We start from the raw sequence: 12,732 nt of genomic DNA, 5'->3' as shown, positions 1-12,732 counted from the left end.
TGAGGAAACCGGAAGTGCCAAAACTCTCGGCCAGGCAGCTGATCGGCGCCAATTTCAGCTTTCAGCGCTATCCCTTCGAAAAGGTCGCGGAAATCATCCGCGGCTTCGGCTTCGCCGAAATCGAACTTCGGGGGATCGCGCCTTATCTCCAGCAGACAGGGGAGGTCGCGTGATGGCGGCGATGCGGCTGATTGCAGTTGGCGACAACTGCCTGGACGTCTACCTCAGCAAGAACAGCATGGCTGTCGGCGGCAATGCGCTTAATGTGGCGGCGCAGTGGCATCGGCAAGGCTGCGATGCCCGCTATTTCGGCGTGGTCGGCAAGGATGCCGAGGGCGACTTGATCGCCAAGGCGATCGAAGCCGTCGGTCTGCCTGGGGCGGACCTGGAGCGGCGCGACGGCGCCACTGCCGTCACCCTGCTCCTGGAGCACAATGGCGACCGCAGGTTCCTGCTTGAGGATCTTGGGGTCGGGCGCAATTACGTTCCGTCTCCGGAGCGCTATGCAGCGCTGCGCCGGGCCGATTGGGTTCACCTCGGCACCAATTCCAGCGCCGAGCTCATCGAGCGGCTGATTGAGGACCGTATTCGCTTCAGCATCGACGTCTCGACGGCGCACCAGTCACTGGATCTCAAGGGCGTGCCGCTGGTCTTCGCATCCGGGCCGGATGAGCCGCACGTGCCGGTCGAGCCGGTCATCGGAGCCTTGAAGGATCGTGGCGCCGCGAGGATCGTCCTGACCTGCGGCCCGCGTGGCGCCTCCTTCGACGACGGTGCGGAGCTCGTCCATGTGCCGGCGCGACCAGTCGATGTCGTCGATACCTGCGGCGCCGGCGACAGTTTCATCGCCACCTTTATTGTCGCGCATCTTCTGAAAGGCATGGATGCCGCGGCGGCCATGCGCCTCGCAACCGATGCGGCCGCCGGGACCTGCCTGCACGAAGGGGGTTTCCCGCAGAGGCTCGCTGCCATTCCGCCATGGCTCCCGCAGAAATATGCCGCCGAAATGTCTGCCGCGGAGGGCTGACATCATGCGCTACACCTTGAGACCGCCGGTCCTGGCGCACGGCGCGGACCGCTCCTTCTGGCTCCAGGACGCCGGTGCCGCCCCCGTCACCACGCCGCTCGAGGGCGATCAGGTCGCCGATGTTGCCATTGTGGGCGGCGGCTATACGGGCCTATGGACGGCGCTGCGGCTGAAGGAGCAGGATCCCGGGCTCAAGATCGTCCTGCTCGAAGCGGATTACTGCGGGGCAGGGGCATCCGGTCGGAATGGCGGCCAGGTCCACTCCTGGTTTGCCGAGATTGATCTTCTCGCCGAGGTGGTGGGAGAGACGGAGGCGCTTTCGCTCTGCCGGGCGACTGCCGATGCAATCGACGAGCTGGAGGCCCTGCAGGCAAGCGGCGCGATCGACATGAATCTCAGGCTGGATGGATGGCTGTGGACGGCAAGCGCCAGGGCCCAGGAAGGCGCATGGCGGAAGGCGGTTGATATGGCGGAGGCCCAGGGCGAAGCGCGCTTCACCCGGCTCGATGCCGGCGAGATTGCCCGCCGCACCGGCTCCCGCGCCTCCTATCTGGGCATTGCCGAAATGCGGGCAGGAACGGTGCAGCCGGCAAAGCTCGCCGCGGGCCTGCGCCGGCTCGCTCTCGCGCGCCATGTGATCATCCACGAAAAGACGCCCGTGACCGCGATCGAGCCGGGCGCCGTCGCCACCCTGCACACGCCGCAGGGCCGCCTTCGCGCTGGCCGCGTCGTGCTGGCGGCGAATGCCTGGCTTGCATCCATTCCCGAGCTCCTGCGCTACATCTATGTGGTCGAAAGCCAGATCGTCGCCACGGAACCTGTGCCGGATCTGCTTCAGCGCCTGGGGTGGATGGGCGGCGAATCGATCTGTGACGCGCAGGCGCATGTGCTCTATTACCAGCGCACGCCGGAGGGGCGGGTGATCTTCGGCCGCGGCAGCGGCAAGATCGCCTACGCCGATCGGATCGGTCCCTCCTTCAATCGCGGTACGGAAAAGGGCGCTGACAACAGGCGCGAGCTGGACCGGGTCTATCCCGAACTGGGAACAGTGAAGATCGAGCACGACTGGTCGGGCCCGATCGACTGCACCGCAGATCACCTGCCGATCTTCGGCCATCTCACCGGCCAGCCCAATATCTTCTTCGGCATCGGCTTCAACGGCACCGGGATCGCCCAGACGCCCGTGGCGGGCCGCATCCTCGCAAGTCTGGTGCTCGGCCGGGATGATCAATGGAGCCGCAGCCGCCTTGTCGGACTTGAAAAGCGCAAGCCGCTGCCGCCGGAGCCGATCCGCTATCTCGGCGCCAGGCTCGTCCGCAAGGCGATCCGCCTGCGCAACGATGCCGAGATTGAGAACCGGCAGGTCAACCCGATTGTACGCTACATCTCCGAATTGAAGCCCGGCCGCTGACGTGTGGTGTTGCGACTGCCATGAGGCGGCGGCCGAAAAGGAGCCAAAGAGACGCGTCGCCGGCGTGGCGGCCGTGAAGATCGTCGCAACGGTTCGTTCTTTCGGAAGCTGCCTTCAGGCTAGGTGGCAGTAGTGACCACCGTATCGACCAGCGCGCCTGCTAGTGGCTGCCTTTGCACGATAGAGAACTTAAGAAGAACAACGAATAAAAATTGTGCAGGGGTGCAAACGGATCTTGTGAATACGTCCCGAGAGACGCATCCATGCTTCACTTTGATGTGGGGGCCGTCCTACAAACCAATATCGAGGCGTGGCAGCCCCTCTGCTCGGACGAGAAGAAACCATCAAAGACATAGCCGCCGACCCTGAACTATACCTCGCTACCGAATGCGATATGCTGCTTGCGGAAGGTATGGACGAGGCCGCTGACATTCTTAAGAGGTCGACCCCAAGGATAGATGAGACTGGGTACGACAACTGGAACGGCGGGACTGCGATATGGACGATATATTTGTTAATCGAGCCGGCGGAATACGCCCGCCTTGGAACGAAAAGAGAAGGGCTGGAGGAACAGATTTCAGCGCGGCTCAATCCGATCCTTGAACAATATACTTCCGACTGGTTTGGGGTAAAAATCGCCCCTAGGATAACCCAACAGGAAGATTGGCGTAGTCGCGAGGGAGAAGTATCAGTCACCGCCCGGCAGAACATTTTCGATGGGCTTAGGCTTGATTCAGTATTCTGGAGTGGACGACTGGACGAAGTCGAGTTTCTCCAGAGACTGTATGATCTTCAGAAGCTTCGCTCTTTTGACAACCGCTTCAAAGATGCCGCTGGAGATATCTGGCAGCATCGCGTCAACAACAATGATTGGGATAATGATTGGGTCTACGGCGACTCGCACTTCAATCTTTTGCATGGGCCGACCGAGCTGTTTCTTCGGTTCCTATGCGAAATGGTTCACCCCGTTGTTCGGCCGGATCGGAACGAGGCCTTGGCGCTAGTTCAGCAGTTTAACGATCAATTGCGCCGAGAAGGGTGGCATTTGGTGGAGGAGGAAAAAATCGCGGGCCGTCCGCGCTTTGTCGCGATGCGCTTCCAAGGAACGAGCGCTCGTTCGGTGTCGAGAGCAAGGACAGTTGCAGACGCCCTTGACGCCGCTTGGATGCAAAAGGAGATCGAGCGCTTGGAGCAATCCGTAGAACGCGATCCTGCACTGGCTATCGGAACGGCAAAGGAACTCGTCGAGTCATGCTGCAAGAGTATCCTTGCAAAACGAGGTGTCGAGGTGTCTAAGAAGGCCGATCTCCCGGACCTTACGAAAACTTTGGCGAAGGAATTGCGGTTAGTCCCAGAAGGTATTTCGGACGAGGCAAAAGGAGCGGAGACCGTCCGGTTGATCTTGCGAAATCTGGGGTCGCTCACTCAATATCTGGCGGAGTTGCGAGGGCTATATGGCTCCGGTCATGGTAGAGACGGACAGCACAGAGGGCTTGAACCTCGTCATGCTCGCCTTGCTGTCGGTGCCGCTGTTGCATTCATAGATTTTGTCACCGAGACACACACTCGGCGCAACGAACCGACTTAAATGCAGCCGGATATCGGCAATCTGACGGTAGCAGTCGCGAATGGCGACCATCGAGAACCGGTCATGTGTCTGCTTTCGTTTACACAGCCCGAAAGCCGACAGTCCGCAAGCAGCGCGAGATTAGACATTGCATCAAGACAAGCTGATGTCAGCTACTGCGAACTACACCACCTCATCAAACTTCGCCGCCAACACCGCATCCTTCAGCGCCCGCGAATACGCATGCTGCGGATCATCCAGCACCGCCCGCGCCCGCCCGCGTTCCACGATCTCACCCTTGCGCATGATGATAATATTGTCGCTGACGTAATAGGCCGTCGCCAGATCATGCGTGATGTAGATAATCGAAAGGCCAAGCTCGTTCTTCAGCCGGCCGAACAGGTTGACGATCGCCATGCGCAGCGACGCGTCGACCATCGAGACCGGTTCGTCTGCCACCAGCAGGCGCGGCTCGGGGATCAGCGCGCGGGCGATGGCGACGCGCTGGAGCTGACCGCCGGAGAGTTCGTGGGGGAAGCGGCCCTTCACCTCTTCCAGCGTCAGGCCGACATGGTGGAGGGCGGCGTCGGCCATCTTCTCCACCTCCCGCCGGTCCGGCCGGCTGCCGGAGGCGGAGAAGTTGCGGGCGGTCTCGAAGAGGTAGCGGTCCACCCGCTTCAGCGGGTTGAAGGCTTCGAAGGGGTTTTGCAGCACCGGCTGCACCTCCTTCATGAAGGCGGTGCGTTCGGCCCGGCTGTGGATGGCGACGGTCTTGCCGGCAAATTGCAGTTCGCCTTCGGTCGGTTCGGCCTGGCCGAGGATCATCGCCGCCACCGTCGATTTGCCCGAGCCGGATTCGCCGACGATCGAGAGGATCTCCGGCTCGTCGCCGATCTCGAAGCTGACGTCCTTGACGGCGGTGATCAGCCGCCGGCCGAGCATGCCGCCCTGGCGGTAGATTTTCGTCACATGCGAGAGGCTAAGCAGAGTCAAACCTGATCCCCCGTAACCGCAAAACACGCCACCCGCCGCTCCGGCGCGACGGTGACCATGGGCGGAACCTTCTGTGAGCAGATCTCCATGCGCTTCGGGCAGCGCGGGTGAAAACGGCAGCCTTCCGGCGGCATGGCGAGGTTCGGCGGCCGTCCCTCCAGCGAGGGCCGGGTGGTGGGGTCGCCGATCTTCGGCAGGCTGCCGACGAGGTGCTGCGTATAGGGGTGGAGCGGCGCGCTGAAGAGCTTGGCCGTCGGCGCCTCCTCGACCAGCCTCCCGGCATAGACGATGCCGATGCGGTCGGAGACCGTCGCGTGCACCCCCATGTCATGGGTGACGAACAGGAAGGACGAGCACATCTCGCGCTGGATGTCGCGGATCATCGACAAGACGTCGCGCTGCACGATGACGTCGAGCGCCGTTGTCGGCTCGTCGGCGATGATGAATTCCGGCGTCAGGATGGTGGCAAGCGCAATGGTCATGCGCTGGCGCATGCCGCCGGAGAGTTCGTGCGGATAGGCGTCGAGCAGCTGCGGATCGAGCTTCAGCCTTTGCAGGTGGTTGGCGACCTTCTCGAAGAAGATGGATTTGCTCACCTTCATGTGGCGGAAGGCGAAATCGGTGAAGGAATGGCGGATCCGGCGCACCGGATTGAGCACATTCATCGAGCCTTGCATGATGTAGGAGAGATGCTTCCAGCGCAGCGCCACGCGCTCCTCCGGCGTCATCGCATAGAGATCCTGGGTGCCGCCGCCGAAGTGGAATTTGACGCTGCCGGAGACGACCCGCAGCGGCGGCCGGATGGCGCCGGCAATGGTCCTGATCAGCGTCGTCTTGCCGCTGCTCGATTCGCCGGCGACGCCATAGACCTCGCCGCGGCGGATCGTCAGGCTGATATCGTCGACGGCGCGCACCTCGCGATCGACGCCATAGAGGAAGGCGCGGTAATAGGCTTTCAAGTTGTCGATTTCGACCAGATTCTCCATGCTAACTTCCCATCCGGTTCAGCCGGCTGCGCGGATCATTGTATTCGTTCATCGACATGGAGAGCAGGAAGAGCGCCAGGAAGAGAATGACGATGACGGCGACGGGGGCGGCCACCCACCACCAGATGCCCGAGATCAGCGCCGAATGCGCATTGGCCCAGTAGATCATCATGCCCATGGTCGGCGTCTCGATATCGGTGAACCCAAGCACCGAAAGCGTGATCTCCATGCCGATCGACCAGATCATGTTGTTCATCGTCGTGGCGAAGACGATCGGCAGCACATAGGGCAGGTGCTCCTCGACCAGGATCTTGCGCATCGTCATGCCGGAATAGACGCTCTGGGTGGTAAACGGCCGGCTCTTCAGGCCGAGCGCCACCGAGCGGATCAGCCGCGCGTCATAGGACCAGCCGAGCGAGGCCATGATGACGATCAGCGCCACCCAGGTCATGTTGTCCTTCAGCACGAAATAGAAAAGGATCAACAGCGGAAATTGCGGGATGACCATGACGCTGTCGTTGATCGCCATCAGCACCCGGTCGACCGCGCCGCCGGCATAACCGGCCACCAGCCCGACCACCAGCGAGATGATGCGCGAGAGAAAGGCGACGCCGATGCCGAAATAGAGGGTGTTGCGAAGGCCGATCGTCAGCTGCCAGAAAACGTCCTGGCCGCGCGATGTCGTGCCCAGCCAATATTCGCCGTCCGGCGGCATATCGGGTGGCAGGAGATAGATGTCGGTCGCGCCATAGGGCGAAAAATAGGACAGGATCACCAGGCCGACAATGACGGCAAAGAGCAGCAGGCCGCAGAGAAATTCCATGTTCTGGCGGGCGAGGTCGCGGATGATGGTAAACATGGCCTATTCCACCTTGATGCGCGGATCGATCAGCGGGCTCAGCACGTCGATGATGAAGACGGCGGCGGCTACGCCGACGATCGAGAGCGCGCTGAGGCCGAGCACCAGGCTGTAGTCGCCGGCATGCACCGCTTCGATCAAGAGATTGCCGATGCCGGGATAGCCGAAGACGATTTCTGTGATGACAGTGCCGTTGAAGATCGCGCCGAGCGACATGGCAAGCCCGGTGAATTGCGGCACCATGGCGTTGCGGGCGATGTAGGAGCGCAGGATCTTTCCCTTCGGCACGCCGCCGAGCTCGGCGAAGACGACATAGTCGTCGGTGATGATGTTGGACACCAGCGCCCGCATGCCGATCAGCCAGCTGCCGGCGCCGACCAGGATCAGCGACAAGGCCGGCAGGATGGAGTGTTTGAGGATGTCGATGACCAGGGCAAAGGAGAGGTCGAGATTGGCGTTCATCTCATAGCCGCCATTGATCGGCAGCACCGGCCAGATGAAGCCGAAGACGATGAGCAGCACGAAAGCGAGAATGTAATAGGGGATGGGCAGCATGGCGATGAAGACGAGGCTGACGGCCTTCAGCACCATGTCCTTGCGGTAATAGCCGGCAAGCGCGCCGATCGCATTGCCGAGCACGAAGGTGATCAGCGTCGACACCGTCATCAGCCCGATCGTCCAGGGCAGCGACCGCAGGATGATGGTGGAGACGGGGGTCGGAAAGGCCGAGAGCGAGGGGCCGAGATCGCCGGTCGCAAGCCGCAGCCAGAAATGCAGATATTGCTGCCAGATCGAGCCCTGCATGCCGTAAAGCTCGCGCAGCGACTGGCGCATCAGCTCGATCGCATTGGGATCGGACTGACCCATCTGGGTGATGGCGCCTATGCTTTCTTCGACCGGATCGATCGGGGTCAGGTGGGTGACGAAGAAGGTGATCGTCACGCCGAGAAAGACGACGAGCAGAAACTGACCAAACCGCTTCAGCACAAAGATCAGATAGGGCGTCATAAGGCAGTGGTTCCTCTCTGCTTCCCTTCTTGAAAGGATCGACGAGCATGGCAGCCGGGGCGCATGCCCGCCGATGAGGGGGCCGGCGCGATGGCTCACGCGCCGGCGTTGGGAGGGTTATTGCGGTTGAGCCGGCTTCAGCTTGACCATCATCAGCCGCGAATTCGCCCAGTTCGGCACCGGATCCGTATAGGGGTCCTTGATGGTGGGATAGCCGGTCCAATAGGTCGTATCCATCGAGGTGAAGACGTTATAGGACATCAGCGGGATCGTCGGCATTTCGCGGGCGACCAGCTTCAGATAATCCTTGCCGAGCTCCATGCCCTTCGGATCGTCGGCGCTGATGCCGCGGATGCTCTCGATGATCTTGTCGAGCTCCGGATTGGACCAGCGCTGCCAGTTGCGAGGCGGCTGCACCTCACCCTTCTTGGCGACGAACTGCGAGTGCCAGCTGTCGAGGAAGAAGGAGAGGTCGGGATCGCCGCCCCAGGTTTCAACGCTCCAGGCGATCGCCACCTGGAAATCGCCGGGCTGCAGCGCCGTCTGCCAGAGCTTCGCGGCCGGCACGGCTTTGGCGTCGATGCCGAAGGCCGCCCATTGCTGCGCAATCAGCGTGCCGGCGCGGGTGAAGACCGAGCGTGTGTCGCCTTCCACCGTCATGCGGATCTTGAAGGGCTGTCCATCCGGGGTCAGCCACTTGCCGCCTGACTTCTTGAAGCCGGCCTTCTCCAGCAGTTCGCCGGCCGCTTTCGGGTTTGGCTTCCACCAGCCGTAGCCGAAGGCACCGCTGATCGCTTCCGGATCGGTCGGGATCTGGTCCTTGAACTTCGGCTGCTTGCGCAGGATATCGGCGATCTGTTGCCCGACCGTCGGGTCATAGGGCTTGATCTTGCTCTTGCCGGTATCGATCTCGAAATCCTTCAGCCAGTCCTGCATCGGCGCCTGATAGTCTTTCATCGTCGCCGCCGTCGGCGGCACGCCGAGTGCGGAAAGCGTCGCCGCGCCGCGATAACTCGCCATGTCGACGGCCTTGATGTCGATCAGCAGGGCCAGCGCCCAGCGCACATCGGCTTTGTCGAAGGGCGCTTCCTGGGTGTTGAAGATCACCGCCGGCAGCGTCGGATCCGGATGGGCGAAGGGGAAGCCCGGGAACCAGGTATCAACAGTCTTCGACTTCTCCTTGAGGGTGAACATGCCCTCGGGCGTGTTGTCATGGATGATATCGAGATTGTGCTCGAGCTGGGCGATCGTGCGCTTATCCGGCGGGCCGGGATCGGTATAGGTCACATATTTCGGAGCCGGCTCGCCGAAGCGGGCAAGCGAGGTGCGCTGCCAGTCGTCGCGCTTCTCCCAGGTATACCATTTGCCCTGCGGATCGTAGGCCTTCAGCTTGTAGGCGCCGAGCGAGACGGGATTGGCGAAATCGTAGCGCAGCGGATCTTCTACCTTCTCGAACACATGCTTCGGCATGATCCAGGCGCCGTTCCAGCGCACGGTGAAGATCGCATGGAAGCGCGAATTCGGCTTCTTCAGCTTGAACACCACGGTCTGGGGATCGGTCGCCTCGACGCTGGCCACCTGCACCGAGAAGGCCGCGCTCCAGACCATGCCGGGATGGTCCATCTGCGTCTTGACGGTATAGACGACGTCATCGGCGGTGAATTCCACGCCGTCGCTCCAATAGAGCCCCTTGCGCAGTTTCACGGTCATTTCGGTGAAGTCGGCATTATATTGCGGCTTGTCGGCGGCGAGCGAATTGTCCCAGGCCGCACCGCCAAGCCCCTGTTCGGGATCGATATACCAGAGCGTATCCATGGTCAGCTGCTGCAGGCCGGTCGAAACCCCGCCGCCGCCATTGACCCAGATGTTGAACCAGCCGGGATTCTTGATCGTCCCTTCCGGATTTTCGACGATGAGCGTCTCCTTGCGCGGCAAGGAGGTATAGTCTTGGGCTCCGGCCACCGCGGTCAGGCCGAGCGTGGCCAGCACGAAGCCGAATGCAAACCTCTTCCACTTTTGCATGAACTCCTCCCTTGTAAGCGACGATGCGGCGGCCTTCGAGGCACGCAGGGGCATGTCGCGGTTGTCGGTTCGCAGAAGCGGGCTTGTGAGCCTGACGCTTCGGCGAACCATCCTCCGGCCGCCTGCCTCCTCGCAGGGGGCCGATTTCTCAGCCGGGCCGATCGGCACCGGCGGCGGCTGTCACACCGACAGCCGGATGACGTTGTAGGACAGCGGTTTCAGCGCCGCCCGCACCCGTCCATCCTCGATCCTTGCCGTCTCGACCTTGGCGGGCACGACCGTCTCCGGCCGCCGCGCCGTGTTGGCGGCTTCGAGATCGCCATGGGTCATCTCCACCTGCTCGATCAGCCGAGCGCCGCCAAAACCTTCCAGCCGCACGTCGAGATCGAGCGCGCTATCCGGGTGGCGGTTGACGGCAAAGAAGGTCAGCGACCGGCCATCCTCGGAATGCACCGCCGAGACGTCGAGATAGGGAACCTCGTTCTCCTCGTCGCTGTCATAGGTCGGGCCGTCGACGACGAGCTGCAGGGCCGATCCGCGGCCATAGCGCGAGGCGTAATAGAAGGGATAATAGATCGTCTGGCGCCAGGCCGCACCACCATCCTCGGTCATGATCGGGGCGATGACGTTGACGAGTTGGGCGATGCAGGCGATGCGCACCCGGTCGGAGCGGCGGATGAAGGTGTTGAGGATGCCGCCGACCTGCAGCACGTCCTCGAAATTATAGACGTCCTCGAGCAGATGCGGCGCATCCGGCCACTCATCGCGCGCCAGGATCTCCTTGTCCTGCTGGTTGGAATGATACCAGACGTTCCATTCGTCGAAGGAAATGCCGATCGTCTTCTTCGAGCGCTTCTTCGCCTTGATGTAATCGATGACGCCGCCGATCGTGGTGATGTAGCGGTCGAGCTTGGTCGCCCGGGCGAGGTAATTCAGGGTGTTCTTTTCGCGGTTGGCGAAATACATATGCAGCGAGATGTAGTCGGCGCTGTCATAGCACTGGTCGAGAACCTCGGCCTCCCACTGCGGATAGGTCTTCATGTCGGAATTCGACGAGCCGCAGACGACGAGCTCGAGCGACTTGTCGAAGCCGCGCATGGCTTTGGCCGTCTCGTCCGCCAGCCGGCCATATTCATAGGCCGATTTGTGACCGACCTGCCAGGGGCCGTCCATCTCGTTGCCAAGGCACCAGAGTTTCACATCATGCGGATTGGACCAGCCGTGCTTGCGGCGCAGGTCCGACCAGTAGGTGCCGCCGGGATGGTTGCAATATTCGAGGAAGTTGCGGGCAGCGTCGAGGCCGCGTGATCCCAAATTGACGGCCAGCATCGGCTTGGTATTGGCCTTCTTGCACCAGTCGACGAATTCGTTGACGCCGACCTGGTTGGCCTCGCGGGTGCGCCAGGCAAGGTCGAGGCGCACCGGGCGTTCCAAGCGCGGACCGACACCGTCTTCCCAATTATAGGCCGAGACGAAATTGCCGCCGGGATAACGGCAGTAGGGCGTATCGAGTTCGCGCACCAGATCGAGCACATCGCGGCGGAAGCCGTCTTCATCGGCTGTCGGATGTCCGGGCTCATAGATGCCGCCGTAGATCGCTCTGCCGAGATGCTCGAGAAACGAGCTGTAGAGCCTGGCGTCAATGGTCGCGATGCGGAAATCGCGGTGGGCAACGACATTCGTCTTCAACGGATCCTCCCCGTTTATGTATCAGGATTTTTGTTTTCGTGCCTCTAACTTGATATCAGGAATGTCGTGATGTCAACCGAAAGGCGGATTTAATCATACTAATGCCAATCCGAAGGAAAGATATTGAAATACAATGGCTTGATTAAGTTTAGAGACCCCTGAAACACGAAATAAATGCGATTTTTAAATCAGGATATCCGATATTATGTTTTCAGACATGCAGCCGCATGGTGATGTCGCGGCCGTGATTGCCGAAGCCGCGGCCGAAAATATTGACGCCGCCTGTGTGGCCGGCATTTTCGGCGATGCCGACGCGCAGGCGGATCGACGAATGCTGGCCGAGCGCCAGATCGCTGAGCGTGATATTCGATGCGGCGATACCGTCGATGAATGTGCCGCGCGTCGAGATCCGCCAGGTTTTCATCGTCCCGTATTGCGAACCTTCGAGCTTCCACCAGGCCGGCGTGAAGGCGCCGCGCTTGTCGCCATAATCGCCGGGCGAGGTCCAGGTGCCGATCGCCATGCCGTTGACCCAGAGCGTGATGTCGGAGGGCCAGTCCGGATTGGTGCCGGGCACTTCGGATGACAGCTCCAGCGAAAATTCGATAGCGCGAATATCCTTGTTCAACACCTTGGCATTGTTGGGGAATTTATATTCGACATAACCGCGGCCGAACCACACCAGCCCGGCCTGCATGCGCTGCGGATCGAGGAAATAGTCCGGCACATCGAGCGGTCCGATGACGCTCTCGGTCGAGCAGAGACCGCAGGGCGCATGCACATCGCAGCTCGTATAAAGCCCGACCGGCATCTCGACCTCGATGATATTGTTAGCCCGCTGCGCCGCACTTTCCTCGAAGCTGATCAGGATCTCGCTATAGACCGCCGAGCAGATCTTCTGGTTGCCCTTGCGCGCCTTGGCCAGCCGGGAATCGACCAGTCCGGCATCTTCCAGGATCTGGATGCCGGTGGCGACGGTCGATTGCGGCAGGGAAAGCGTCTGGGCGATATCGTTGATATTGAGTGGCCCCTTGGCGCAGAGCAGCTTCAATATCTCGATCCGCGCCGGCGCCGAAAGCGCCCGTATCGCCTCACTATTCTCGCCGGCGGCAATCGTTAGAAACGAGCGTTCCATCATTTCCCCATAGTTTCCGATAGAATGATGTATAT

The 12,732-nt window shown here is 61.3% G+C and carries 11 protein-coding genes; 4 read left to right on the top strand and 7 right to left on the bottom strand.

Annotation, left to right across the window (positions count from 1 at the left end):
• The first annotated feature begins 14 nt into the window (after positions 1-14).
• From FHT70_RS12355 to FHT70_RS12340, 4 genes are all read left to right on the top strand, one after another.
• Positions 15-173, top strand: a complete 159-nt coding sequence (locus FHT70_RS12355) for a hypothetical protein (RefSeq protein WP_183701383.1) — start codon at positions 15-17, stop codon at positions 171-173.
• Positions 173-1,027 (top strand): PfkB family carbohydrate kinase, encoded by an 855-nt coding sequence (locus FHT70_RS12350; RefSeq protein ID WP_183701381.1) that lies wholly within the window; start codon positions 173-175, stop codon positions 1,025-1,027. Before FHT70_RS12355 ends, FHT70_RS12350 begins: the two co-directional genes overlap by 1 nt.
• A gap of 4 nt (positions 1,028-1,031) precedes the next feature.
• A complete protein-coding gene (locus FHT70_RS12345; RefSeq protein ID WP_183701378.1) occupies positions 1,032-2,438 on the top strand; it encodes an FAD-binding oxidoreductase in 1,407 nt (468 codons plus the stop codon).
• Positions 2,439-2,748: 310 nt separating this feature from the next.
• Complete coding sequence (locus FHT70_RS12340; RefSeq protein ID WP_210282810.1) at positions 2,749-4,026, top strand: abortive infection family protein; 1,278 nt, start codon at positions 2,749-2,751, stop codon at positions 4,024-4,026.
• Between the two features lie 162 nt (positions 4,027-4,188).
• On the opposite strand, the gene FHT70_RS12335 is transcribed toward FHT70_RS12340, so the two are convergent.
• From FHT70_RS12335 to FHT70_RS12305, 7 genes are all read right to left on the bottom strand, one after another.
• Positions 4,189-4,947: an ATP-binding cassette domain-containing protein gene (locus FHT70_RS12335; RefSeq protein WP_183701493.1), complete on the bottom strand. Its 759-nt coding sequence runs from the start codon at positions 4,945-4,947 to the stop codon at positions 4,189-4,191.
• Positions 4,948-4,994: 47 nt separating this feature from the next.
• Positions 4,995-5,984, bottom strand: a complete 990-nt coding sequence (locus FHT70_RS12330; RefSeq protein ID WP_183701375.1) for an ABC transporter ATP-binding protein — start codon at positions 5,982-5,984, stop codon at positions 4,995-4,997.
• A gap of 1 nt (position 5,985) precedes the next feature.
• Positions 5,986-6,843 carry an ABC transporter permease gene (locus FHT70_RS12325; RefSeq protein ID WP_064808333.1) on the bottom strand — a complete coding sequence of 286 codons (858 nt, stop codon included), beginning with the start codon at positions 6,841-6,843 and terminating at the stop codon, positions 5,986-5,988.
• Positions 6,844-6,846: 3 nt separating this feature from the next.
• Positions 6,847-7,851, bottom strand: coding sequence for an ABC transporter permease (locus tag FHT70_RS12320; RefSeq protein WP_183701372.1), 1,005 nt, complete (start codon positions 7,849-7,851; stop codon positions 6,847-6,849).
• A gap of 117 nt (positions 7,852-7,968) precedes the next feature.
• On the bottom strand, positions 7,969-9,873 hold the full coding sequence (locus FHT70_RS12315) for an ABC transporter substrate-binding protein (RefSeq protein WP_183701369.1): 1,905 nt from the start codon (positions 9,871-9,873) through the stop codon (positions 7,969-7,971).
• 180 nt (positions 9,874-10,053) lie between these two features.
• Positions 10,054-11,562: an alpha-N-arabinofuranosidase gene (locus tag FHT70_RS12310; RefSeq protein ID WP_183701366.1), complete on the bottom strand. Its 1,509-nt coding sequence runs from the start codon at positions 11,560-11,562 to the stop codon at positions 10,054-10,056.
• 211 nt (positions 11,563-11,773) lie between these two features.
• A complete protein-coding gene (locus FHT70_RS12305) occupies positions 11,774-12,700 on the bottom strand; it encodes an ArsR family transcriptional regulator (protein WP_183701363.1) in 927 nt (308 codons plus the stop codon).
• Positions 12,701-12,732: the final 32 nt, after the last annotated feature.

Source organism: Rhizobium sp. BK049 (assembly GCF_014193135.1).
Classification (GTDB): Bacteria; Pseudomonadota; Alphaproteobacteria; order Rhizobiales; family Rhizobiaceae; genus Rhizobium.
The sequence above is the reverse complement of the archived record's forward strand: the minus strand, read 5'-3'. Positions and strand labels throughout refer to the sequence as shown.